This window comes from Priestia filamentosa, from assembly GCF_900177535.1.
GTDB classification, from domain to species: domain Bacteria; phylum Bacillota; class Bacilli; order Bacillales; family Bacillaceae_H; genus Bacillus_I; species Bacillus_I filamentosa.
The window spans coordinates 36947-61513 of record NZ_FXAJ01000009.1; the positions used below are offsets into that span (position 1 = coordinate 36947).

36 protein-coding genes are annotated in these 24567 nt (G+C 40.6%); all 36 read left to right on the forward strand.

Translation table 11 applies throughout. The annotated features are described in order from the left end of the window. Positions 1-2 precede the first annotated feature (2 nt). The 36 genes from rpsC (at position 3) to B9N79_RS22390 (ending at position 24565) form a co-directional block, all read left to right on the forward strand. Entirely contained in the window at positions 3-659 is a 657-nt protein-coding gene (gene rpsC / locus B9N79_RS22215) for a 30S ribosomal protein S3 (protein ID WP_019394064.1), read from the forward strand. 2 nt (positions 660-661) lie between these two features. Next, positions 662-1096 carry a 50S ribosomal protein L16 gene (gene rplP / locus B9N79_RS22220; RefSeq protein WP_040056350.1) on the forward strand — a complete coding sequence of 145 codons (435 nt, stop codon included), beginning with the start codon at positions 662-664 and terminating at the stop codon, positions 1094-1096. Next, positions 1086-1286, forward strand: a complete 201-nt coding sequence (gene rpmC / locus B9N79_RS22225; RefSeq protein WP_019394062.1) for a 50S ribosomal protein L29 — start codon at positions 1086-1088, stop codon at positions 1284-1286. The genes rplP and rpmC overlap by 11 nt, the downstream gene beginning before the upstream one ends. A gap of 25 nt (positions 1287-1311) precedes the next feature. Continuing rightward, on the forward strand, positions 1312-1575 hold the full coding sequence (gene rpsQ / locus B9N79_RS22230) for a 30S ribosomal protein S17 (protein ID WP_019394061.1): 264 nt from the start codon (positions 1312-1314) through the stop codon (positions 1573-1575). A 42-nt stretch (positions 1576-1617) separates the two neighbouring features. After that, a complete protein-coding gene (rplN, locus tag B9N79_RS22235) occupies positions 1618-1986 on the forward strand; it encodes a 50S ribosomal protein L14 (RefSeq protein WP_019394060.1) in 369 nt (122 codons plus the stop codon). Positions 1987-2025: 39 nt separating this feature from the next. Beyond that, positions 2026-2337: a 50S ribosomal protein L24 gene (rplX, locus tag B9N79_RS22240; protein WP_019394059.1), complete on the forward strand. Its 312-nt coding sequence runs from the start codon at positions 2026-2028 to the stop codon at positions 2335-2337. 29 nt (positions 2338-2366) lie between these two features. After that, complete coding sequence (gene rplE, locus B9N79_RS22245; RefSeq protein ID WP_019394058.1) at positions 2367-2906, forward strand: 50S ribosomal protein L5; 540 nt, start codon at positions 2367-2369, stop codon at positions 2904-2906. 33 nt (positions 2907-2939) lie between these two features. Then, complete coding sequence (locus B9N79_RS22250; RefSeq protein ID WP_019394057.1) at positions 2940-3125, forward strand: type Z 30S ribosomal protein S14; 186 nt, start codon at positions 2940-2942, stop codon at positions 3123-3125. 29 nt (positions 3126-3154) lie between these two features. Further along, the gene (rpsH, locus tag B9N79_RS22255) at positions 3155-3553 is read left to right on the forward strand and encodes a 30S ribosomal protein S8 (RefSeq protein ID WP_019394056.1); all 399 of its coding nucleotides are present in this window, start codon (positions 3155-3157) and stop codon (positions 3551-3553) included. A 31-nt stretch (positions 3554-3584) separates the two neighbouring features. Next, a complete protein-coding gene (gene rplF / locus B9N79_RS22260) occupies positions 3585-4121 on the forward strand; it encodes a 50S ribosomal protein L6 (RefSeq protein WP_040056349.1) in 537 nt (178 codons plus the stop codon). 40 nt (positions 4122-4161) lie between these two features. Next, entirely contained in the window at positions 4162-4524 is a 363-nt protein-coding gene (gene rplR / locus B9N79_RS22265; protein WP_040056348.1) for a 50S ribosomal protein L18, read from the forward strand. A 20-nt stretch (positions 4525-4544) separates the two neighbouring features. Beyond that, entirely contained in the window at positions 4545-5045 is a 501-nt protein-coding gene (gene rpsE, locus B9N79_RS22270) for a 30S ribosomal protein S5 (protein ID WP_019394053.1), read from the forward strand. Positions 5046-5058: 13 nt separating this feature from the next. Then, positions 5059-5241: a 50S ribosomal protein L30 gene (gene rpmD / locus B9N79_RS22275; RefSeq protein WP_019394052.1), complete on the forward strand. Its 183-nt coding sequence runs from the start codon at positions 5059-5061 to the stop codon at positions 5239-5241. 29 nt (positions 5242-5270) lie between these two features. After that, positions 5271-5711: a 50S ribosomal protein L15 gene (rplO, locus tag B9N79_RS22280; protein ID WP_019394051.1), complete on the forward strand. Its 441-nt coding sequence runs from the start codon at positions 5271-5273 to the stop codon at positions 5709-5711. After that, positions 5711-7003 carry a preprotein translocase subunit SecY gene (gene secY, locus B9N79_RS22285; RefSeq protein ID WP_019394050.1) on the forward strand — a complete coding sequence of 431 codons (1293 nt, stop codon included), beginning with the start codon at positions 5711-5713 and terminating at the stop codon, positions 7001-7003. Before rplO ends, secY begins: the two co-directional genes overlap by 1 nt. A 49-nt stretch (positions 7004-7052) precedes the next feature. Further along, complete coding sequence (locus B9N79_RS22290) at positions 7053-7706, forward strand: adenylate kinase (protein WP_019394049.1); 654 nt, start codon at positions 7053-7055, stop codon at positions 7704-7706. Next, complete coding sequence (gene map / locus B9N79_RS22295) at positions 7703-8449, forward strand: type I methionyl aminopeptidase (RefSeq protein ID WP_085118979.1); 747 nt, start codon at positions 7703-7705, stop codon at positions 8447-8449. The genes B9N79_RS22290 and map overlap by 4 nt, the downstream gene beginning before the upstream one ends. A gap of 228 nt (positions 8450-8677) precedes the next feature. Next, entirely contained in the window at positions 8678-8896 is a 219-nt protein-coding gene (infA, locus tag B9N79_RS22300) for a translation initiation factor IF-1 (protein ID WP_010191517.1), read from the forward strand. A 36-nt stretch (positions 8897-8932) separates the two neighbouring features. After that, positions 8933-9046, forward strand: coding sequence for a 50S ribosomal protein L36 (gene rpmJ / locus B9N79_RS22305; RefSeq protein WP_003156543.1), 114 nt, complete (start codon positions 8933-8935; stop codon positions 9044-9046). 24 nt (positions 9047-9070) lie between these two features. Beyond that, the gene (rpsM, locus tag B9N79_RS22310) at positions 9071-9436 is read left to right on the forward strand and encodes a 30S ribosomal protein S13 (protein WP_019394047.1); all 366 of its coding nucleotides are present in this window, start codon (positions 9071-9073) and stop codon (positions 9434-9436) included. A gap of 22 nt (positions 9437-9458) precedes the next feature. Further along, positions 9459-9848, forward strand: coding sequence for a 30S ribosomal protein S11 (gene rpsK / locus B9N79_RS22315; protein WP_019394046.1), 390 nt, complete (start codon positions 9459-9461; stop codon positions 9846-9848). A 174-nt stretch (positions 9849-10022) separates the two neighbouring features. Further along, complete coding sequence (locus B9N79_RS22320; protein WP_019394045.1) at positions 10023-10967, forward strand: DNA-directed RNA polymerase subunit alpha; 945 nt, start codon at positions 10023-10025, stop codon at positions 10965-10967. Positions 10968-11003: 36 nt separating this feature from the next. Then, positions 11004-11366: a 50S ribosomal protein L17 gene (gene rplQ, locus B9N79_RS22325; protein WP_040056346.1), complete on the forward strand. Its 363-nt coding sequence runs from the start codon at positions 11004-11006 to the stop codon at positions 11364-11366. Between the two features lie 175 nt (positions 11367-11541). Next, a complete protein-coding gene (locus tag B9N79_RS22330; protein WP_019394043.1) occupies positions 11542-12381 on the forward strand; it encodes an energy-coupling factor ABC transporter ATP-binding protein in 840 nt (279 codons plus the stop codon). After that, positions 12357-13229 (forward strand): energy-coupling factor ABC transporter ATP-binding protein, encoded by an 873-nt coding sequence (locus B9N79_RS22335; RefSeq protein WP_085118982.1) that lies wholly within the window; start codon positions 12357-12359, stop codon positions 13227-13229. The genes B9N79_RS22330 and B9N79_RS22335 overlap by 25 nt, the downstream gene beginning before the upstream one ends. Further along, positions 13219-14016 (forward strand): energy-coupling factor transporter transmembrane component T family protein, encoded by a 798-nt coding sequence (locus tag B9N79_RS22340; RefSeq protein WP_046218145.1) that lies wholly within the window; start codon positions 13219-13221, stop codon positions 14014-14016. Before B9N79_RS22335 ends, B9N79_RS22340 begins: the two co-directional genes overlap by 11 nt. Positions 14017-14028: 12 nt before the next feature. Continuing rightward, positions 14029-14772, forward strand: coding sequence for a tRNA pseudouridine(38-40) synthase TruA (gene truA, locus B9N79_RS22345; protein WP_040056345.1), 744 nt, complete (start codon positions 14029-14031; stop codon positions 14770-14772). Positions 14773-14915: 143 nt separating this feature from the next. After that, complete coding sequence (rplM, locus tag B9N79_RS22350; protein WP_019394039.1) at positions 14916-15353, forward strand: 50S ribosomal protein L13; 438 nt, start codon at positions 14916-14918, stop codon at positions 15351-15353. Positions 15354-15373: 20 nt separating this feature from the next. Then, on the forward strand, positions 15374-15766 hold the full coding sequence (gene rpsI / locus B9N79_RS22355) for a 30S ribosomal protein S9 (protein WP_019394038.1): 393 nt from the start codon (positions 15374-15376) through the stop codon (positions 15764-15766). Positions 15767-16199: 433 nt separating this feature from the next. Further along, complete coding sequence (locus tag B9N79_RS22360; RefSeq protein ID WP_046218146.1) at positions 16200-16412, forward strand: hypothetical protein; 213 nt, start codon at positions 16200-16202, stop codon at positions 16410-16412. A 317-nt stretch (positions 16413-16729) separates the two neighbouring features. Further along, complete coding sequence (locus B9N79_RS22365) at positions 16730-16972, forward strand: heterocycloanthracin/sonorensin family bacteriocin (RefSeq protein WP_308281797.1); 243 nt, start codon at positions 16730-16732, stop codon at positions 16970-16972. 158 nt (positions 16973-17130) lie between these two features. Then, entirely contained in the window at positions 17131-19086 is a 1956-nt protein-coding gene (locus B9N79_RS22370; protein ID WP_085118984.1) for a putative thiazole-containing bacteriocin maturation protein, read from the forward strand. Continuing rightward, positions 19083-21029, forward strand: coding sequence for a TOMM precursor leader peptide-binding protein (locus B9N79_RS22375; RefSeq protein WP_040056343.1), 1947 nt, complete (start codon positions 19083-19085; stop codon positions 21027-21029). Before B9N79_RS22370 ends, B9N79_RS22375 begins: the two co-directional genes overlap by 4 nt. A 21-nt stretch (positions 21030-21050) precedes the next feature. Then, positions 21051-22628 (forward strand): SagB family peptide dehydrogenase, encoded by a 1578-nt coding sequence (locus tag B9N79_RS22380; protein WP_040056342.1) that lies wholly within the window; start codon positions 21051-21053, stop codon positions 22626-22628. A 509-nt stretch (positions 22629-23137) separates the two neighbouring features. After that, on the forward strand, positions 23138-23485 hold the full coding sequence (locus B9N79_RS22385) for a hypothetical protein (protein ID WP_197064160.1): 348 nt from the start codon (positions 23138-23140) through the stop codon (positions 23483-23485). 30 nt (positions 23486-23515) lie between these two features. Further along, entirely contained in the window at positions 23516-24565 is a 1050-nt protein-coding gene (locus tag B9N79_RS22390; RefSeq protein WP_046218150.1) for an LLM class flavin-dependent oxidoreductase, read from the forward strand. Positions 24566-24567 lie beyond the last annotated feature (2 nt).

A 24567-nucleotide genomic window follows, 5' to 3' on the forward strand; every position in this document is an offset into this window, starting at 1 on the left:
CGATGGGTCAAAAAGTGAATCCAATTGGTTTGCGTATCGGCGTCATTCGTGACTGGGAGTCAAAATGGTACGCTGAGAAAGACTACGCAAATTTACTACATGAAGATTTAAAAGTTCGTGAATACATCAGCAAACGCTTAAGTGACGCTTCTGTTTCTAAAGTAGAAATCGAACGTGCTGCTAACCGTTTGAACATCACGATCCACACTGCAAAACCTGGTATGGTAATTGGTAAAGGTGGTACTGAAGTTGAAGCACTTCGTAAAGCTCTTAACCAACTAACAGGCAAACGTGTACACATTAACATCCTTGAAGTTAAAAGAGCAGATATCGATGCTAAACTTGTAGCAGAAAACATCGCTCGTCAACTTGAAAATCGTGTGTCATTCCGTCGTGCTCAAAAGCAAGCTATCCAACGTACTATGCGTGCGGGTGCTAAAGGGATTAAGACAATGACATCTGGTCGTTTAGGCGGAGCAGACATCGCTCGTGCTGAATACTACAGTGAAGGTACAGTTCCTCTTCATACTCTTCGCGCTGATATTGACTATGGTACAGCTGAAGCTGATACAACTTACGGTAAAATCGGTGTAAAAGTATGGATTTATCGTGGAGAGGTCCTTCCTACTAAGAAGAACTCTAAGGAAGGAGGAAAATAATTATGTTATTGCCAAAACGTGTTAAATATCGTCGTGAACATCGTGGTCGCATGAAAGGTCGTGCAAAAGGTGGTACGGAAGTTGCATTTGGTGAATATGGTTTACAAGCTTTAGAAAATTCTTGGATTACTAACCGTCAGATTGAAGCTGCTCGTATCGCAATGACTCGTTACATGAAGCGTGGCGGTAAAGTATGGATTAAAATCTTCCCTTCTAAACCTTACACTGCAAAACCTCTAGAGGTCCGCATGGGTTCCGGTAAAGGTGCTCCAGAGGGCTGGGTAGCAGTTGTAAAACCTGGAAAGATTATGTTTGAAATCGCAGGTGTAAGTGAAGAGGTTGCTCGTGAAGCACTTCGTCTTGCTGCACACAAACTACCTATCAAATGTAAGTTTGTAAAACGTGAAGAAATTGGTGGTGACTCAAATGAAGGTTAATGAAATCCGTGATCTAACCACTGCTGAAATTGAACAAAAAGTTAAGTCTTTAAAAGAAGAATTGTTCAACCTTCGTTTTCAATTAGCGACTGGACAATTAGAAAATACTGCACGTATTCCTGAAGTACGTAAGTCAATTGCTCGTATGAAGACTGTAATCCGTGCAAGAGAGATTGCTGCTAGTAAATAATTAAGTCTGAAGGGAGGCTTTCAGAATGAGTGAACGTAACCAACGTAAAGTTTACACTGGGCGTGTTGTTTCTGACAAAATGGATAAAACAATCACAGTTCTAGTTGAAACTTACAAAACTGATTCACTTTACGGCAAACGCGTAAAGTACTCAAAGAAACTTAAAGCACATGATGAAAATAACCAAGCAAAAATTGGCGATATCGTGCGTATTATGGAAACTCGTCCGCTTTCAGCTACAAAACGTTTCCGTCTAGTTGACGTCGTTGAAGAAGCTGTAATTATCTAATGATCGGATAGTGAGGATTGATCCGAAGGGAGGTAAAACTAGATGATTCAACAAGAATCTCGTTTGAAAGTTGCTGACAACTCTGGTGCTCGTGAAGTTTTAACAATCAAAGTTTTAGGTGGATCTGGTCGCAAAACAGCTAACATCGGTGATGTTATCGTTGTTACGGTGAAACAAGCAACACCTGGTGGCGTTGTTAAAAAAGGTGATGTCGTTAAAGCTGTAGTAGTTCGTACTAAACGTGGTGTTCGTCGTAAAGACGGTTCATACATCCGTTTCGACGAAAATGCTTGCGTAATTATCCGTGACGATAAGAGCCCGCGTGGTACTCGTATCTTCGGACCAGTTGCACGTGAACTACGTGACAACAGCTTCATGAAGATTGTGTCCCTTGCTCCAGAAGTTCTTTAATAAATGATAAAATGATGGTCCTTAAGGAGGTGCGAAAAGATGCATGTCAAAAAAGGTGACAAAGTAGTGGTTATCTCTGGTAAGGATAAAGGCAAACAAGGCGTAGTTCTTACTGCTTATCCGAAAAAAGACCGTGTGATTGTTGAAGGTGTGAATATCGTTAAGAAACATTCAAAACCATCTCAATTAAATCCACAAGGTGGAATCAACAGCCAGGAAGCACCTATCCATGTATCCAACGTAATGCTGTTAGATCCTAAGACTGGCGAACCAACACGTGTTGGTTACAAAGTTGAAGACGGCAAAAAGGTACGTGTAGCAAAAAAATCTGGTGAAACTTTAGATAAATAATATTAGTCAGTGAAAGGAGGTACTCATTGATGAACCGCCTGAAAGAAAAATTTCAGAAAGAAATCACTCCTTCTCTAGTAGAGAAGTTCAATTATACATCTGTAATGCAAGTTCCTAAACTTGAAAAGATCGTAGTAAACATGGGAATTGGTGAAGCTGTACAAAATGCTAAAGCATTAGACAGCGCTGTTGAAGAGTTAACAGCTCTTACAGGTCAAAAACCACTAGTTACTCGTGCTAAGAAATCAATCGCTACTTTCCGTCTACGTGAAGGTATGCCAATTGGTGCAAAAGTTACACTACGTGGAGAGCGTATGTATGAGTTCTTTGACAAATTGATCTCTGTATCTCTTCCTCGTGTACGTGACTTCCGTGGAGTTTCTAAAAAATCATTTGATGGTCGCGGAAACTACACTCTAGGTATTAAAGAACAATTAATCTTCCCAGAGATTGATTATGATAAAGTAAACAAAGTACGTGGTATGGATATCGTAATTGTTACAACTGCAAACACAGACGAAGAGTCTCGTGAGCTATTAACTCAATTCGGAATGCCATTCCAGAAATAATTCTGGCCAACGTTAAGCAGAGGAGGCGAAATTGTGGCTAAAAAATCAATGATTGCGAAACAAAAGCGTCAGCCGAAGTTTGAAGTTCAAGCGTACACTCGTTGTGAGCGCTGCGGACGTCCACACTCTGTAATCCGCAAATTTAAGCTTTGCCGTATTTGTTTCCGTGAACTTGCTTATAAAGGTCAAATTCCTGGTGTTAAAAAAGCTAGCTGGTAAAACCCAAGCATGGGAAGGAGGTAAAAAATATGGTTATGACTGATCCAATTGCAGATCTTCTAACTCGTATTCGTAACGCGAACATGGTTCGTCATGAAAAACTTGAAGTACCTGCTTCTAACTTAAAGAAGCAAGTTGCAGAAATCCTTAAACGTGAAGGTTTCGTTCGCGATGTAGAATATATCGAGGACAACAAACAAGGTATCATCCGTATCTTCTTAAAATACGGTTCAAACAACGAGCGTGTAATCACAGGTCTTAAACGTATTAGTAAACCTGGTCTTCGCGTTTATGCAAAAGCTGACGAAGTACCACGTGTACTAAACGGTCTAGGTATTGCAATCGTTTCTACTTCACAAGGTGTATTAAGCGACAAAGAAGCTCGCCAAAAACAAACTGGTGGAGAAGTATTAGCATACGTTTGGTAATTAATTTATAAAGCGATCGGAGGTGTAACGTATGTCACGTGTCGGTAAAAAAGTCTTAGAAATTCCGTCTGGTGTTACAGTAACAAACAACAACAATACTGTAACTGTAAAAGGTCCTAAAGGTGAATTAACTCATACATTCAACCCGGACATCACTATCAACGTGGAAGACAACATCCTTACTGTAAGTCGTCCAAGTGACCACAAAGAACACCGTGCCCTTCATGGTACAACTCGTAGCCTTTTAGGTAACATGGTTGAGGGTGTTACTAACGGCTATCAAAAAGGTCTGGAACTAGTTGGGGTAGGTTACCGTGCTCAAAAGTCTGGTAACAAACTTATCCTTAACGTTGGTTACTCTCATCCAGTTGAAATCGAGCCTGAGCAAGGACTTGAAGTTGAGGTTCCGTCTCAAACTAAAGTTATTGTTAAAGGTATTAGCAAAGAACGCGTTGGTGCTTTAGCAGCTAACATTCGTGCGGTTCGTTCACCTGAGCCTTACAAAGGTAAAGGAATTCGCTACGAAGGCGAATATGTACGTCGTAAAGAAGGTAAAACTGCTAAGTAATAATGCAGTTCGTTCTAGTTAAAGGAAAGGAGTGACTAAGATGATCACTAAAGCTGATAAGAATAAAGTACGTAAGAAAAGACATACTCGTGTTCGTTCAAAATTATTCGGTACAGCTACTCGCCCACGTTTAAATGTGTATCGTTCAAATCAACACATTTATGCACAAGTGATTGATGATTTAAACGCAGTAACACTTGCTAGCGCATCTACTCTAGATAAAGACTTATCTGTTGAAGCTGGTAGCAATGTAGACGCTGCTACAAAAGTCGGTGAACTAGTTGCAAAACGCGCAGTTGAAAAAGGCGTGAAAGAAGTTGTTTTTGATCGTGGCGGATATCTATATCATGGTCGTGTGAAAGCTCTAGCTGACGCAGCTCGCGAAGCTGGACTACAATTTTAACCGTAAAAGGAGGGAAAATGATGCGTCGTATTGATCCAAGCAAATTAGAACTTGAAGAGCGTGTGGTTACGGTTAACCGCGTAGCGAAAGTTGTAAAAGGTGGACGTCGTTTCCGCTTTGCTGCATTAGTAGTTGTTGGTGACAAAAATGGTCACGTTGGTTTCGGTACTGGTAAAGCTCAAGAGGTACCAGATGCGATCCGTAAAGCAATCGAAGATGCTAAGAAAAACCTTATTACTGTTCCAACAGTAGGAACAACTATTCCTCACGAAATTCTAGGCCAATTTGGTGCAGGTCGCATCTTCTTAAAACCAGCATCTGAAGGTACTGGAGTTATTGCAGGTGGACCAGTCCGTGCGGTACTTGAATTAGCAGGTGTAGGTGATATCTTATCTAAATCTTTAGGATCTAACACACCAATCAACATGGTTCGTGCTACAATCCAAGGTTTAAGTGAACTAAAACGTGCTGAAGAAGTAGCTAAGCTACGTGGCAAATCTGTCGAAGAACTGTTAGGATAAGGAGGGAAACAAAATGGCAAACAAATTAGCGATTACCCTCACTCGCAGCGTAATTGGTCGCCCAGAAAACCAACGTGTAACAGTCAAAACGTTAGGTCTTCGTAAAATGCATCAAACTGTGGTTCACGAAGACAACGCAGCGATTCGTGGTATGATCAACAAAGTTGCTCACCTTGTTACAGTTAAAGAACAATAATAGAATTGTAATCAAAAGGAGGTGTCTCCATGAAACTTCATGAGCTAAAACCAGCAGAAGGTTCTCGTAAAGAACGTAATCGTGTAGGTCGTGGTATGGCTAGTGGTAACGGAAAAACTTCAGGACGTGGACACAAAGGTCAACGCGCTCGTTCAGGCGGTGGCGTACGTATCGGTTTTGAAGGTGGTCAGAACCCACTATACCGTCGTTTACCAAAACGCGGTTTCACAAACATTAACCGTAAAGAGTTTACGGTTGTTAACCTTGAAACATTAAATCGTTTCGAAGATGGAACAGAGGTAACTCCGGAACTTCTTCTTGAAACTGGTGTTATCAGCAAAGTTAGAGCTGGCGTGAAAATTCTTGGCAATGGCGAAGTAAGCAAAAAGCTAACTGTTAAAGCTAACAAATTTTCTGCTTCTGCAAAAGAGGCTATCGAAGCTGCAGGCGGTAAAACTGAGGTGATTTAATGTTTCAGACAATCTCCAATTTGATGCGCGTAGGTGAAATTAGAAATAAAATTCTTTTCACCTTGCTAATGCTTGTAATTTTTCGAATCGGAACTTTCATTCCAGTTCCAAATGTAAATACTGATGTTTTGAAAGTGCAAGATCAGCTAAATGTATTTGGAGTACTAAATACATTTGGCGGTGGTGCACTTCAAAATTTCTCTATTTTAGCAATGGGTATTATGCCATACATCACAGCATCCATCATCGTACAGCTGTTGCAGATGGATGTTGTTCCTAAGTTTACAGAGTGGTCAAAACAAGGTGAAGTTGGACGTCGTAAATTAGCTCAATTTACTCGTTACTTAACAATTGTTTTAGGTCTTGTTCAAGCTGTTGGAATGTCCATCGGCTTTAACAATATGGCTCAAGGCCAACTTATTCAGAACCCAGGAGCAATGACATACGCTGTTATTGCGATCATTTTGACTGCAGGAACAGCCTTTTTAATGTGGCTTGGTGAGCAGATCACAGCAAAAGGCGTTGGTAATGGAGTTTCTATTATCATTTTTGCAGGTATGGTAGCAGGTATTCCAAATACATTGAACCAAATTTATGCGCAGCAATTTGAAGATGTTGGCGATCAGCTTTTCTTGCGTATTGCAACAATGGTATTACTAGCAGTAGTCGTATTGGCTATCATTGTGGGAGTTATCTTCTTCCAACAAGCGCTTCGTAAAATTCCGATTCAATATGCAAAACGTCTAGCTGGCCGTAATCAAGTTGGAGGACAATCAACGCATTTACCGTTAAAGGTTAACGCGGCGGGTGTTATTCCAGTTATTTTTGCGGTTTCATTTATCATTACGCCACCAACGATTGCATCGTTTTTCGGCTCAAATGATGTAACAGAATGGATTCAAAAAACATTTGATTATACACAGCCTATTGGCATGAGCGTTTACGTAGCCCTAATTGTAGCATTTACTTACTTCTACACTTTTGTTCAAGTAAACCCAGAACAAGTGGCAGAGAACTTACAAAAGCAAGGCGGTTATATTCCAGGCATTCGTCCAGGAAAGAACACGCAAGAATTTATTACAAAGGTGTTGTATCGCTTAACAATAGTTGGTGCACTTTTCCTTTCAATAATTGCGATTTTACCAACCCTGTTTATTAAGTTTGCTGACTTACCTTCTTCTGCTCAAATTGGTGGTACTGGATTGTTGATCATTGTCGGGGTTGCCCTTGAAACAATGAAACAACTAGAAAGTCAGCTCGTTAAACGTCATTACAAAGGCTTTATTAAATAAAAAGAGTTGTAAAACTCTTATATAGAGAAGAGACTGAGGGGGAAAGTCAATGAACTTAGTATTAATGGGTCTTCCTGGAGCTGGGAAAGGCACACAAGCTGAACAAATGGTCGAATACTATAACATCCCTCATATCTCAACAGGAGATATGTTCCGAGCAGCGATCAAAGAAGGAACAGACTTAGGAGTAAAAGCAAAACAGTTCATGGATAAAGGTGAGCTAGTACCTGATGAAGTTACAATCGGTATTGTACGCGAGCGTTTAGCTAAGGACGATTGCAAAGAAGGCTTCTTACTTGATGGGTTTCCAAGAACTGTAGCGCAAGCTGAAGCTCTTGAAAACATTCTTGAAGAATTAAAACGTCCACTTGACTATGTAATTAACATTGATGTGGATCAAGATATTCTAATGGAACGTCTAACAGGTCGTCGTATTTGCAAAAATTGTGGAGCAACTTACCACCTAGTGTTCAATCCACCAAGTCAAGAGGGGACTTGCGACAAATGTGGTGGAGAACTTTATCAACGTGAGGATGACAATCCTGAAACAGTATCAAACCGACTTGCTGTCAATGTTAAGCAATCTCAACCACTTCTTGATTTTTACAATCAAAAAGGTTACTTGCGCAACATTAAAGGTGACCAAGATATTACTAAAGTCTTTGAAGACATTCGTGCATTGCTCGGAGGCACAAGCAAATGATTATTTGCAAAACGCCACGTGAACTTGAAATCATGCGTGAAGCTGGACGGATTGTTGCGTTAACGCATCAGGAACTGCAAAAACATATCAAACCTGGTATTATTACTAAGGAATTGGATAGAATTGCAGAGAAGATTATTCGCCAGCATGATGCAGAACCTTCTTTTAAAGGTTATAATGGTTTTACAGGCAGCATATGTGCTTCTGTTAACGAAGAACTTGTTCACGGTATTCCTGGTGACCGCAAGCTAAATGATGGAGACATCATCAGCATTGATATCGGTGCTTATTATAACGGATATCATGGTGATTCAGCTTGGACATATGCAGTAGGTTCTGTTTCTGATGAAGCAGAAAAGTTGTTAAAGGTGACTGAAGAGTCTCTTTACAAAGGATTAGAAAAAGCGATTCCTGGTGATCGCTTATCAAATATTTCTCATGCTATTCAAACATATGTTGAAGAACACGGTTTTTCTGTTGTTCGAGAATATGTTGGGCATGGAGTGGGGCAAGACTTACATGAAGATCCACAGATTCCTCATTATGGTCCCCCAAACAAAGGTCCTCGATTAAGAACCGGTATGGTGCTTGCAATTGAACCTATGGTGAATGCTGGAAGCCGTTATGTGAAAACATTGGCTGATGGTTGGACTGTAGTTACACAGGACAAAAAGTACTGTGCACATTTTGAGCATACTATCGCAATTGTTGAGGATGGATATGAAATACTGACCAAGCTTTGAATATAGAACAGGTCTCTATCGTTAACCCTAGACAGTTGTAGTCATAGTCAACAAGATTGTTAGTCCATGTTGTCTGATTCGTTACAAAAATGGCAAAGCTGTACGTGAAAACGTAGTTTGCCTTGTATTGGATGATTACGTTTCTCCGAATGTTCAGAACAGGTTAGTAAATTTTGTTACATTAGAATAACTGCCTTGTTGCTGGGGCAAAGAAAGGAGAGCAATTGTATGGCGAAAGACGATGTAATTGAAGTAGAAGGTACCGTGATTGAGACTTTACCAAATGCAATGTTCAAGGTAGAATTAGAAAATGGTCATACAGTGCTAGCTCATGTTTCTGGTAAAATTCGCATGCATTTCATTCGTATTTTACCTGGTGATAAAGTTACTGTTGAGCTATCACCATATGATCTAACTCGTGGAAGAATCACGTATCGTTTCAAATAAACTATGCACTCCGTATTACTAAGGAGGTAATAACACATGAAAGTAAGACCATCAGTCAAACCAATCTGCGAAAAATGTAAAGTTATCCGCAGAAAAGGAAAAGTAATGGTTATTTGTGAAAATCCAAAGCATAAACAAAAACAAGGCTAATTCTCAAGGAGGTGCACTTTTCTTATGGCACGTATTGCAGGTGTAGATATCCCTCGTGATAAGCGCGTAGTTATCTCAATGACTTACGTTTTCGGAATCGGTAAAGTAACAGCTCAAAAAATCTTAGCTGAAGCTGGCGTTTCTGAAGATACTCGCGTTCGCGATCTAACAGAAGATGAATTAAATAAAATTCGTGAAATTGTTGACGGATATAAAGTAGAAGGAGATCTTCGTCGTGAAGTTTCTCTAAACATCAAACGTCTAATCGAAATTGGTTCTTACCGTGGTCTTCGCCACCGTCGTAGCTTACCAGTTCGTGGTCAACATACTAAAAACAATGCTCGTACACGTAAAGGTCCACGTCGTACAGTAGCTAACAAAAAGAAATAATAAGTAAGGGAGGTTATCCAACATGGCTCGTAAAACAAACACTCGTAAACGTCGTGTGAAAAAGAATATTGAGTCAGGTATCGCTCACATTCGTTCAACTTTCAACAATACGATTGTAACGATCACTGATATGCAAGGTAATGCGATTTCTTGGTCTAGTGCTGGTGCACTTGGATTCCGTGGATCTCGTAAATCTACTCCATTCGCTGCACAAATGGCTGCTGAAACAGCTGCTAAAACAGGTATGGAAAATGGTTTAAAAACATTAGAGGTTACAGTTAAAGGCCCTGGTGCTGGTCGTGAAGCAGCTATCCGTGCTCTTCAAGCAGCAGGACTTGAAGTAACAGCAATTAAAGATGTTACACCAGTACCTCATAATGGATGCCGTCCGCCAAAACGTCGTCGTGTATAATTAATTCATCTGTATATATTTCATTTTATCGTCTATAATGGGATATGATACAGATTTTTTTCCGGTCAAATGTTGTGCACATTCGGGAACTGTCTAAGAGGGAATTTCGGTTAGATCATTTAGGATCTAAATGATCTAACTGGGGTTTCGACGTTTTGAAGGAGGGTTTAATAAATGATAGAGATTGAAAAGCCAAAAATCGAAACGGTAGAAATCAGCGATGATGGAAAGTTCGGTAAGTTCGTCGTCGAACCACTTGAGCGTGGATATGGTACTACTTTGGGTAACTCCTTACGTCGTATCCTATTATCCTCTCTCCCTGGTGCTGCTGTAACATCTATTCAAATCGATGGTGTTTTACATGAGTTCTCAACAATTCCTGGAGTTGTTGAAGACGTAACAAACATCATTTTAAATGTGAAGAAGCTTGCATTAAAAATCTACTCTGATGAAGAGAAGACGTTAGAAATTGATGTTCAAGGCAAAGGTGTTGTAACTGCTGCTGACATTCAAGGAGATAGTGATGTTGAGATCTTAAATCCAGATCTTCATATTGCAACACTTGAAACAGATGCACAGTTCCGCATGCGTCTAACAGCTCAAACAGGTCGTGGTTATGATGCTGCGGTTGAGAACAAGCATGAAGATCAACCAATTGGTGTAATTCCAATTGATTCAATCTACACGCCTGTTACGCGCGTCTCTTACTATGTTGAAAATACACGCGTTGGTCAAATGACAAACTTCGATAAGCTTACGCTTGATGTTTGGACTGACGGTAGTATTGAGCCTGAAAAAGCTGTAGCACTAGGTGCTAAAATCCTAACAGAGCATTTAAACATCTTTGTTGGATTAACAGATGAGGCACAAAAAGCAGAGATTATGGTTGAAAAAGAAGAAGATCAAAAAGAGAAAGTTCTTGAAATGACGATTGAAGAACTTGACCTTTCTGTACGTTCTTACAACTGCTTAAAACGTGCTGGCATCAACACAGTACAAGAGCTTGCGAATAAAACAGAAGAAGATATGATGAAAGTACGTAACTTAGGACGTAAATCTCTTGAAGAAGTGAAAGCTAAACTTGAAGAGCTTGGTCTTGGACTACGTAAAGACGATTGATAGATAGCGAATTAGTAACGAAGGAGGGAAATACTCATGGGATATCAAAAATTAGGTCGTACAAGTGCACAACGTAAGGCACTTCTTCGCGATTTAGCAACTGACTTAATCATCAGTGAGCGCATTGAAACAACAGAACCAAAAGCAAAAGAACTTAAGTCTGTTGTAGAAAAACTAATCACTCTTGGTAAACGTGGAGATCTACATGCTCGCCGTCAAGCTGCAGCATACATCCGCCACGAAGTAGCAAACGAAGAGACTGGTCAAGACGCTGTTCAAAAACTTTTCAGCGACGTGGCTACTCGTTATGCTGACCGTCAAGGTGGCTACACTCGTATTATGAAACTTGGACCTCGTCGTGGTGACGGTGCTCCAATGGCTATCATCGAGTTAGTTTAATATATGAAGTTCTTAGGGCGTATGGATTCTCTTCTTTTTTAAAGAAAGTGTCTGACGCCCATTTGAACAATATAGGTGCTACAAGGGCGTGACAGTTATTCTCAACTGCTCAATGCCCTTTTTTTATATGTTGAAACGAATTAGCCTAGAGGAGCATAGTAGAGGGGGGCTGTATATGTCAAACTCAGTCATAGAAGTGAAAGACTTGTATTTTCGGTATGAAGAAGATGGACCTTATGTGCTAAACAACTTATCTCTTAATGTTTATAAGGGAGAATGGCTTGCAATTGCAGGACATAATGGCTCAGGGAAATCAACGCTTGCTAAAATTTTAAACGGTCTCATTCTACCTGAACAAGGTTCTGTGAAAGTAGCAGATCTTATGCTTACAGAAGATTCTGTATGGGATGTACGTCGCCATATTGGAATGGTATTTCAAAATCCTGATAATCAATTTGTAGGTTCAACGGTTGAAGACGACGTTGCTTTTGGGTTAGAGAATAATGGCTTTCCGTATGAAGAGATGAGAAAAAGAGTAGGGGAAGCAATTGAAGTTGTTGGAATGAAAGGGTTCGAGCAGTATGAGCCACATCGTCTATCTGGTGGGCAGAAGCAGCGTATTGGTATTGCTGGTGTTGTCGCAATGGCACCTGATGTTATCCTTTTAGATGAAGCAACATCAATGCTTGATCCAAAAGGACGTAGTGAAGTTCTCGAAACCATTCGTTTGTTAAAAAATCAACGCAATCTAACGATTATCTCCATTACCCATGACCTCAATGAAGTAGCGAAAGCTGATAGAGCAATTGTCCTCAATAAAGGAGAACTTTTTGCAACTGGGACACCTGCAGAGATTTTTGAACTTGGCAGCAAATTGACTGAGATTGGCCTTGATTTTCCATTTGCTAGTCAAATTAGTCATGTTCTGAGGGACAAAGGAATTTCTTTAGAACATATTCATTTAACAACGGACAACTTAGTGGAGGAACTATGGAGATTATATTCAAAAATGTAGAACATCGTTATCAGCTTAAAACACCTTTTGAACGATTAGCATTAGAAGATGTATCGCTATCCATTCCCTCTGGTCAGTTCGTATCGTTAATCGGTCATACAGGATCTGGTAAGTCAACAGTTATCCAGCATTTGAATGCCCTTTTAAAGCCAACTAAAGGGAGTATCCAAATAGGAGATCGTACAATTGAAAGTGGTAAGAAAGAAAAGCATTTAAAAGAAATTCGTAAACGCGTTGGCGTTGTCTTTCAGTTTCCTGAACATCAGCTTTTTGATGAGATTGTTGAAAAAGATATTTGTTTTGGTCCGATGAACTTTGGGGTTTCAGAAGAGGAAGCGAAAAAAAGGGCAAATGAGCTTGCTACAATAGTTGGTTTGCCAAAGGAAGTTCTGCAGAAATCACCGTTTGATTTAAGCGGTGGACAGATGCGCCGTGTGGCAATTGCAGGAATTTTAGCAATGGAACCGCAAGTGCTTGTTCTTGATGAGCCAACAGCAGGACTTGATCCAAGAGGACGTAATGAGATTATGAATTTGATCTCCTCTTTAAATAAAGAACAAGGATTAACGATTGTATTTGTAACGCACAGTATGGAAGATGCAGCACAATATGCAGATCGCATTATTGTAATGGATAAAGGGAAAGTTTCAATGAGTGGAACACCAAAGGAAATCTTTAAGCAACATGAAAAGCTTAAAGAGATTGGACTAGATATCCCAGAGCCTCTGCAGTTCATATTGGATCTAGAACAGCGTTTGGGCGTTTCCCTTAGTCATGAGGCTATTACATTTAAAAAGGCCGTAGAAGAGGTCACAAAGCTTTTTGGAGGACAAGCTCATGATGAATAATATGATTATTGGTCAGTATGTTCCAGGAGATTCTTTTATTCATCGTATGGACCCTCGTGCAAAGCTTATTATTGTTTTTTTATATGTAGCTGTTATTTTTCTTGCGAATAATATTGTAAGCTACAGCATTATTGGTTTGTTTGCTATTTTATCAGTACTTATAAGTCGAGTTCCAATTTATTTCATTATTAAAGGACTAAAGCCAATATTGTTTATTATTATATTCACCTTTCTCCTTCATATTTTTATGACGAGAGAAGGAGAAGTAATCGCGAACATTGGTTTTCTAAAGATCTATGAAGGCGGAGTTATTCAAGGGATTTATATTTCGCTTCGGTTCTTATTCTTAATTTTACTTACAACCCTGTTAACTCTTACAACGACACCAATTGAGGTAACAGATGGCATGGAGACACTTTTACATCCATTAAAAAAAGTCCGTTTCCCTGTTCATGAATTAGCACTTATGATGTCTATTTCGCTTCGTTTCATTCCCACTTTGATGGATGAAACAGACAAAATCTTGAAGGCTCAAACAGCACGGGGAGTAGACTTTTCGAGCGGGCCTCTTAAAGATCGTCTAAAGGCCGTTGTGCCACTCTTAATTCCGCTTTTTATTAGCGCTTTTAAACGTGCAGAAGAGCTAGCAACAGCTATGGAAGCAAGAGGATATCAAGGTGGAGAAGGACGGACAAAGTATCGTCAGCTTAGCTGGGGGTCTATTGATACTATGGCTCTTGTCATATTTGTTATTGTTGCTGCTGCTCTATTTATCGTAAGAGTCTAGGAGATGTGAGAGATGCGAAGAATTCAATGTACTGTAGCATATGACGGAACACTTTTTTCAGGTTATCAAATTCAGCCTAATGCCCGTACTGTGCAAGAAGAGATTGAAAAAGCCCTTACCCGTCTCCATGGAGGTAAGGAAGTGAAAATCCATGCCTCAGGACGTACAGATGCCTCTGTCCATGCTAAAGGGCAAGTGTTTCACTTTGATACTACAAGTACTATCAGTGTAAGCCAGCTTAAGCGAGGAGCTAATGCACTCTTGCCAGAAGATATTGTGGTAGTTGATACAAAGGAAACGGCAGAAGATTTTCATGCTCGTTTTAGCGTGAAAAAGAAGGAATACCGTTACAAAGTGCTTTGCAGCAAAAGTCGTGATGTGTTCTTAAGGCATTACATGCATCATGTTCCATACGAGTTAGATCGTAAGGTGATGAAGGAAGCTATAAAGGGCATAATTGGTACACATGATTTCACGAGTTTTTGTTCAGCGAAGACGGAGATAGAAGATAAAGTGAGAACAATCTATGAAGCGGAAATTATTGAAGAAGGAGACGTGCTTACATTTAGATTTGTGGGAAACGGATTTCTTTATAATATGGTTCGAATTTTAGTGGGAACACTTCTTGATCTTGGTAACGGAAAAAGTTTTACAAAAGATATTTCAGGGATGCTAGAGGCGAAAAATCGCACTTTAACAGGCAAAACTGCACCTGGACATGGGCTATACTTGTGGAAAGTTTACTATGACAACTAAACCTGGTGTAACATCCTCTTGACATTGGGAATACAACAGGCTAATATAACATATGTATGTAATTTTAAACCCACGATTAGCCCCGGAAATTAATCGTGTTTAAAATAAAACGTTCGAAAGTTGAAATTCTAGGAGGGTAAAACATGCGTACAACTTATATGGCGAAAGCAAGTGAAGTAGAGCGCAAATGGCTTGTAATTGACGCAGAAGGTAAAACTTTAGGTCGTCTTGCTAGCGAAGTTGCTTCTATTCTACGCGGGAAACATAAACCAACTTACACACCACACGTTGATACTGGTGATCATGTAATCATTCTTAATGCAGCAAAAATCGAATTAACAGGTAAAAAATTGACTGACAAGATTTACTACCGTCACAGCCAACATCCAGGCGGACTTAAATCTCGCACGGCTCTTGAAATGCGTACTAACTATTCAGAGAAAATGCTTGAACTAGCAATCCGTGGAATGCTTCCAAAAGGTAGCTTAGGTCGTCAAATGTTTAAGAAATTACATGTGTTTGCAGGAGACACTCATCCACATGAAGCACAAAAACCAGAAGTTTATGAACTTCGCGGATAATACGTAAGGAGGGAATTATATTGGCACAGGTACAATATTACGGAACAGGTCGTCGTAAAAGCTCTGTTGCTCGCGTACGTCTAGTACCAGGTAACGGAAACATCGTTGTTAACGGTCGTGAAATCGAGAACTATCTTTCATCTGCAGCACTAAGAGAAGTTGTAAAACAACCTCTTGCTGCAACAGAAACTCTTGGGAACTATGATGTATTAGTAAACGTAAACGGTGGAGGATTCACTGGTCAAGCTGGAGCAATCCGCCACGGTATCGCTCGTGCACTATTACAAGCAGACCCAGAATATCGTGCAACACTAAAACCTGAAGGTCTATTAACTCGTGACGCTCGTATGAAAGAACGTAAAAAATACGGTCTTAAAGGCGCTCGTCGTGCACCTCAGTTCTCAAAACGTTAATATTTCTTATATATCAACGTTTTACAACCCTTTCTCGGATTTTCGGGAAAGGGTTTTTTATTTATTTATTTAGATATAAAATAAATACCTAATTTAAGAAATTAGGGTTTTTGCTGTTGTTATCTTTTGATTTGATAAAAAGAGAATATAATTCCTCACCATGTTCAATAAGTTCTCCAACGTTGGAATTAGTTGCTTCTAGTATTTTATCTAATGTATTAAATTGAATCCCCATTATTTTCACCATTTGCAATAAGGCTCAAAGCATTCTGAGAGATTCCTGTAATCTCATGCAATTCAGTCATAGTCATACCTTTTGTTTCAACAGTTGTTTCAGATAATAATACTTTTAATGTATTTTTTAATAGAAATTTTACGTAATAAAACAAGGAAAAAAACGTACTTCACAGCTACAAAGGAACTTTTATTTAACATGGAAGAGTCAAACTTTACTGAGAAGGATATTAGCACGGTGGAAACGAGTATTTTATCAAGTGTAGAGGCTTCAACCGTCATTATCATTTCAGTCACTTGGTTCGATACGAGGCTCCAAAGCATCCAATGGTTTGGTGAAATGATTATGCTTATATTTATCACGGGGCTGTCGATTGGAGAAAATAAAGTCGCTGATAAAGGTAAGTGTTGAGTATATAAATGTCCAAAAATAATACACTAGTTCTGATGATTCAGCCGCCGATTCAGGCGGTTTTTTGTTTTTATAATCGTCCTGTTTGCGTTTTGAACGTTTTTTTCCGGTTCCATTAAATTAGGCTTTTGTATCAGTAACAATACCCATCTATTGTACATAGTTTGTTGAAGAGTATTCGAAATATGTAATGTATTCATTTAGTATACAGTTTTTTTTCGATTTAACTCGACTGTTTTCATTTCAAGTTTCTGGCACCCTTTGTTAATTTATTTGAGGAGGAAAAGAAAATGAATGATTTTCAAAGTGAACTTCAAATGTTGAATGTTGATGATTTCCAAGCGACTCAGGCAGTCCCTTGGGATCAAAATCAATACTATACTGATCAGGATCGACAATTCGTTGGTGTGGGGGTTGGTTTTGGCCGATGCTTTAGTTGCTTTAACTGTTTTAACTGCTTTAGTTGCTTCCGTTGTTTTAACTGCTTTAACTGCTATAACTGCGCTCGTTGCTCACGTTGCTCTAGATGCGGCGGTGGCCGTTGTGGTGGCGGCAGCTAAGCCGGTAATAGTTTATTTTTCTATGTTGAGAAGGTCCCCTGCATTGTTGCAGGGGTCTTTCTCTATAAGATAAGACATAACGGACAAATTGCTATACATACGATGGTAGTGGTAATGATATTGAACATTTATGGTTACAAGGGGTAAGGAGGAGAGAGATGGCAAATTTGAACCCTTCTATGCGTCTGAAAGTAAAAAGGGACACGTTTTATCTCCCTGAACCAAACAGAGGTGTGTATTTTCGAAACAACTTAAGTTCATTCCGTATTGAAGGAAGTGGGATCGATCAGTGGGTTGAAAAGTTGTTACCGATGTTCAATGGGGAGTATACTTTAGGAAATTTGACTAATGGATTGCCTGGCCCATACCGGGACCGCATATATGAAATTGCAGAAGTGCTGTATACGAATGGGTATGTTCGAGATTTAAGCCAGGACCTTCCGCATCAATTGTCGGATTATCATCTTAAAAAGCATGCATCACAAATTGAATTTGTGGACAATTTAGTTGGTTCTGGGGCGGCCCGTTTTCAAGTTTTTCGTCAGGGCAAAGTGCTTGCAGTTGGCTCTGGTCCTATTTTAAATTCATTGGTTTCCTCGTTGATTGAATCGGGTTTGACTAAGATCCAAGTACTAATTACAGACGAGGTTCCGACCAATAGACAGAGGTTAAAAGAACTCGTGGAACATGCACGAAAAATAGATCCGGAGGTTGACTTAAAGGAGGTTCCACAAAAGAAGGAGGATTGGCGAGAGATAGTGCAGCCCTTTGATTCAATTTTGTATGTGAGTCAAGAGGGGAAGCTAGAGAAACTTAGACATCTTCATGCAATTTGCAGGGAAGAGAAGAAAATATTTCTCCCCGCTATATGCTTTCAACAGATAGGTTTAGCAGGTCCATTAGTACATCCAGATTCCGAGGTGTGTTGGGAAACAGCATGGCGCCGTTTACATCATTCTGTCTTATCTAAAAATGAGCAATCCCCTGCCTTCTCTGTCACCCCGGGATCGTTGTTAGCTAATGTGATCGTGTTTGAATTGTTTAAAGAGGTTACAGGTGTCATGGAATTGGAACAGAAGAATAGGTTTTTTCTTCTGGATTTGGATACATTGGAGGGAGACTGGCATTCATTTTTGCCTCATCCCCTGGTAACAAGGAGTATATCTGCAGAATGGGTTGAAGATGTCGGAAGCCGGCTCCAAGTAGTCTTAGAGAAAGTTGATTCAAGTAAATCACTTCTTTATTTCAACCAGTTGACATCAGAGGAATCGGGAATTTTCCATATTTGGGGGGAGGAGGATTTAAAGCAGCTTCCATTAGCTCAGTGCCGCGTTCAGGCAGTCGACCCGTTGTCGGAGGGACCAGCTGAGTTGATGCGAGACACTATCTGTTCAGGTCTAACTCATGAGGAGGCACGAAGAGAAGCGGGACTAACTGGGATTGAAACGTATGCGTCGCGAATGGTTAATTTGATCGTTAATACTCTGCCGCTAAATAAAAATGTTGATGGAAGTTTAGTAGGACTGGAGGAAATTGTCGGGATTGGAGCGGGTGAATCGTTTGTGGAAGGTGTTGGCCGTGGGTTGCAAAAGTGTTTGGCAGAGGAGCTTAGCAAGCAACAACTTAATCAGAAGTATTCTGTTTCTCGAGTACAGTTAAATTTTATAGAAGATGAGAGATCCCGGTTCTATTTAGAAGCACTGACTACGATACAAGGAGCACCAATTATCGGAATAGGGAAGGAAGTGTACGGCTTTCCTGTAGTGTGGGTAGGTACAAAAGATGGATGGTATGGTAGTGCAGATTTAAATATAACAATGGCGTTACAGAAGACATTACAGCAGGCACTTATCAAAGTACAAAACAAATCGGATTCTTCTAATGAACTAGCCTGTGAGGTAACGTCCGTACTTTTGGAAGAGAAAATGCCGGTTAGTCTTAGCATTCCTGCGTGTGAAGAGAGGATACAAACGGACATCCTACAGGGAGCTATGGAAATATTGAAACGGAATGGAAAAAGGGTCTCGGTATTTGAATTAAGGCTCGAACCTGTTTTTAAAGAGCAACTAAACGGAGTGTTTGGTGTTTTGCTGCGAGAGGAGGAATCACAGTGAGTTCCTTCGTGTTGGTTGTCGGAGAAGGGATGCTGGCGGACCGTGTAAGTGAAGAACTGTCGGCATATCATCTAGTTATTCGTAAATCCAATTTTGAGGAAGGAGTTCCAAGAAATACTGATTTGGTCCTTTTTTTGGATGACGAGTGGAAACCCTCTGTTCATCAAAAGGCGGAAGAAGTGTTACGAAAGACGGGTACTCCCTGGCTTAGAGGCTTCGTTTCATTTGGCGAAGGTGTAGTTGGCCCGCTTGTACGACCAGGTGCAGCAGGTTGCTCTCAATGTGCGGACATGAGACGTCTCATGGGAGGACGTGACCGCACAGAGATGTGGGAGGTGCAACAGAGGCTGGCTGCGACTGGAGGAAGGGGAAGTGACCCGTGGGCTTCAAGTCCCGGACTTTTGCAAATGGCTTACCTGATTGGAGTTGAGGTACAGAATTTATTACAAGGCGATCAAGCTTATTCGGAAGGTAAGATATATATAATTGACTTGAAAACAATGAAGAGCTCATGGCATTCTTTTCTGCCCAACCCGTTGTGTCCAGTCTGTGGTCAATTACCCGACGATTCACAGACATTAGCCCGAATTTCACTGCAGCCAAGTCCAAAAATAGATTCCGGAATTTTCCGATGCCGTCAGTTGGATGAGATGAAAAAAATGATTGTCAAAGACTATTTGGATAATCGTACCGGCCTTTTGAATAGTAAAATGTATGACCTAGTGACTCCATTTGCTGATGCGAGTGTCAATCTCCCTATGTTTGCTGGGGACGAGGGAACAGCTGGCAGGACTCATTCATACGCAGAAAGTGTGTTGACAGCCATTTTAGAGGGATTGGAGCGGCACTGTGGTTTAGAACCACGTGGCAAACGGACAGTAATCCATGATAGTTTTCGTAACCTGGAAAATCAAGCGCTCAATCCATTGAAGGTAGGTATACACGCAAAAGAACAATATGCGCAACCTGGTTTTCCATTTAAATCGTTTGATCCTGATCGTTCTATTAATTGGGTATGGGGTTATTCGTTGCTAGAAGAGCGTCCCATCCTAGTTCCAGAGCTCCTTGCCTATTACAGTGTTGGATGTGGGTCACAAGGCTTTGTCTATGAAACTTCCAATGGATGTGCGTTAGGAGGAAGTTTAGAGGAGGCCATTTTCTACGGGATTATGGAAGTGGTCGAGCGTGATTCATTCCTGATGACTTGGTATGCGAAGCTGAACCTTCCGCGACTGGATCCTTTTACAGCTGACGACCAGGAGTTGGAATTAATGGTCGAAAGGATGCGAGTGGTCGCTGGGTATGATTTGTATTTGTATAACTCCACGATGGAACACGGGATTCCAAGTATTTGGGCGATTGCTAAAAACAAAAAGGAAAAGGGATTGAATCTTATCTGTGCGGCCGGAGCTCATCTGGATCCGGTAAGGGCGGTGAAAAGCGCAGTTCACGAGCTTGCTGGCATGATGCTGAACCTTGATGAAAAATTTGAGGCGAACCAGGAAGAGTATGAAAGAATGCTGCATGATTCTTCTCTGGTTCGGCAGATGGATGACCACGGCATGCTGTATGGTTTGCCGCAAGCAGAAGAGCGCTTAAGTTTTTTGCTTGACGACAATGGCCCAATGCAATCTTTTAAAGAGGAGTTTAAGTGGAAGTCGAATCATACGGATCTTACCGATGATTTGCAAGACATCCTTCAGGTGTTCCGTCAGTTAAACCTTGATGTAGTTATAGTAGACCAGACGACACCGGAAACGATACGAAACGGTTTGTATTGCGTAAAAGTACTGATTCCGGGAATGCTGCCGATGACATTTGGGCATCACCTTACCCGCCTGACAGGGCTTGAGAGGATATTTCGAGTCCCTATGGAGCTTGGGTATACGAATAAACCATTGACACCAGGACAGCTCAATCCACATCCGCATCCGTTTCCATAAGCAGTGATTAGGAGGTATAGGATGAGTCTGGAAGAATTTCTGCACAATCTGCATTTTGATATTGATAAGGCAAATCAGCCGAACTGGGAAGCGGATTGGGAGGATGCACCGCTTGCATATAAACTCTACCGTGGATTACCGGTTGTTCCATTGTCCACGGAAGTACCGCTGACGCTTACTGGAGGAGAACCTCCCGCAAGACTGGACCTTAATAGAGTTGGTCATTTTCTCTGGTATGTATTCGGTTTTACTCAATTGAGCCAATCAGTCTTTCCAATGGATTCCCCAGAGCAAGATTCCTACCCTTTGCAGTCGTATCGACGGTTTGCTCCTTCTGGTGGGGCGTTATACCCTAACGAATTGTACGTGTATTTGAAGGTAGAGGGACTCCCTGATGGAGTCTACTATTATGATGTAGCACACCATAGCCTGGTATTGTTGCGGGAAGGGAATTTCGATTCCTATTTAGCCAAGGCACTAGGAAATCGGTGTGACATCTCCTCGTGTTTTGGTACTGTCTTTGTGTCAACCATGTTCTGGAAAAATTTTTTTAAATACAACAATTTTGCATACCGACTCCAAGGATTGGATGCTGGTGTGCTGATTGGACAGTTAATGGAGGTAGCGAAACGGTTTGGCTTTGCCTCAGGGGTGTACTTTCAATTTCTTGATACCGCAATCAATCATCTGCTTGGACTATCCGAACAGAAGGAGAGCGTATATAGTGTAATCCCATTATCGGTGGAAGTCACCATCTGGTCTACTAACGGAAGGAATCTATGCGAAAATGTTATATCGAAGGAATTGAGACAAGAGCTGCCAGCGATTCAACCAGAATATCTCGAGCGATCACTTAATGTCAAAGAGTATCCGATGATAACTGCGATGAACGCAGCTTCTAAGCTGGATTCCACATGGTCATTTCGAGTGATCGGGGAGAGGGGAGCTGCGGAACGTATGGATTCCGCGGTGGCATTGCCTCATATAGAGCCCTTGTCATATGATTTGGCTGAGGCCTGCAGAAATCGGTTTTCTCCCGACATGGATTTCGTTTTGGGGAGGGTGAGTCAACAACAATTGGCTACCCTTCTTCTAGAAGCAACGGGTTCTTTTTCATACCGGAATGATTTGGATGAAGCATATAGGAGTAACGACTCTCGTGTAACAATTTATAGCTGTTTATATAATGTTGAAGGTATTACAAATGGGGCGTACTATTATGACAGCACAGAACACTTGTTAAGAGAAATATGCCCAGGAGACTATCGACTCCATTTACAGACTGGAATGTCTCTGGATAATGTGAATTTGCTCCAGGTACCACTTTGCCTGCATGTGGTTGGTGACAAGGAATTCTATAAAACAGAACTAGGATACAGGGGCTATCGAATCCAACAGATGGAAGCAGGCATGCTCGTGCAACGATTGCTTTTGGCTGCGCAAGCTCTCGGGATGGGAGGGCACCCGCTTCTTGGATTTGACGCGAATTTGAGTGATGAACTCTATAAAATAGATCAACAAGGAAAGACCAGTCTAATCCAAATCCCCATTGGTCCCTATCGCCCTCGTCCTTGGCTGAGGGGAAGTTTGCACAGCTAATTAAGGTATAGAGCAATATGTACTTAGTTATAGGTTAAGAAAACTACTTCCTTATATTTAATATATAAATAAAAGAACGTAAAAATATAGTCTTAAAGGCGATCGTCATGCACCTCAGTTCTCAAAACGTTAATTTTACGTTTTGCAAAACCCTTTCTCGGATCTCTGAGGAAGGGTTTTTTTGTTTATTTAAATAAATTTCTCTTTTTTAACAATATATGCAATGGTATTAAAAACTAGCCGCTGTTTCTCTAACTACAAGTTATCGTGAGTATATTTCTTTTTTATTGACACCTAAGGCATTATTATTGAGATTATAGTGTTAATTAGAATGCACAAAAGTAGAAAGGCAAAATACATTTTACTTTTATTTAGGACAAGTACAGAAACTATAAATACTCTTTCCAATACATATAAGCTATTGCTACTTGTAAGGTCTGTAAATTCAGTTGTTGGAGCTTATGGACAAGATAATATAAAGGCTAAATAACATAAGGAGAAGAACGGTGATGAGCAAAATTATAGAAGATGAACATTATTACAATAATTGCTACAAAGTTATAGACGATATATTAGAATTTGAACGAGTATATATGGTAGATGAATACCAATTTAATAAAGAGACATATGAAATGCTAGGGAAGATATATAAGAGCTTGCCATGTTATTTAAGAGATTACGTTGATTTCCCTCATTGGTATGGTTGCGAAGAGAAAGGGGATCAATACTTTATTAGTGTTTCATTTGAAATGTCTGGACTACAGTTCTGGGGGAACGTGCCGATCACACAATTTTCGCAATGGGAAAAAGCCTTGCATGAAGGGATAGAAGACTTTCCTTTTAAATATCAATCATAAAGGCCGTAATTCTGAAGGAGGATAAGATAAATGGAGATAGGAATTAGTACCTTTGTAGAAACAACTCCAGATGTAAAAACAGGAGAAGTAATTAGTCATGCACAACGGATTCGAGAAGTAGTAGAGGAAATTGTTCTGGCAGATCAAGTTGGGTTAGACGTATTTGGGGTAGGAGAGCATCATCGTGAAGACTATGCTTCTTCTTCTCCTGCTGTTATATTGGCAGCAGCGGCTTCACAGACCAATAATATTCGCTTAACAAGTGCTGTTACTGTTCTTTCCTCAGTAGATCCTGTTCGCGTTTTTCAAGACTTTGCAACGCTTGATGGCATTTCAAATGGGCGTGCTGAGATTATGGCAGGAAGAGGGTCTTTTATTGAGTCATTTCCGCTCTTTGGTTATGATTTAAGAGATTATGAAGAACTGTTTGATGAAAAGCTAGATTTGCTTTTAAAGCTACAAACGTCTGAGAAGATTACATGGAGCGGAAAGCATAGACCAGCTATTGAGAATTTAGGTGTCTACCCAAGGCCTGTCCAAAAACCGTTACCAATTTGGATTGGAAGTGGAGGAAACCAAGAGTCTGTTATAAGGGCAGGGCTTCTCGGACTTCCACTTGTGTTGGCGATTATCGGGGGCAGCCCGCTTCATTTTGCTCCGCTTGTGGAGCTATACAAAAAAGCAGCAGAACATGCAGGTCATGACTCATCCAAATTAAAAGTGGCTTCCCATTCTCATGGGTTTATTGCAGATGATACAGAAACAGCTACTGATAAGTTTTTTCCTCCTACACAATATGCGATGAACAAGCTTGGAAAAGAACGTGGCTGGGGACCTTATAACCGCTCAAGCTTCGATGCGGCCCGAAGCTTTGAAGGAGCTCTTTACGTAGGGGATGCAGATACAGTAGCGGAGAAAATTATTCATCTGCGTAAGGAGGTTGGGATAGAACGCTTTATGCTTCATGTTCCGGTTGGGACAATGCCACATGAAGATGTTATGAGAGCCATTGAGCTTCTAGGGACAAAAGTGGCCCCGAAAGTGAAGGCAGAGGTTGCGCGCTGGGAATCAATCCAATAAAG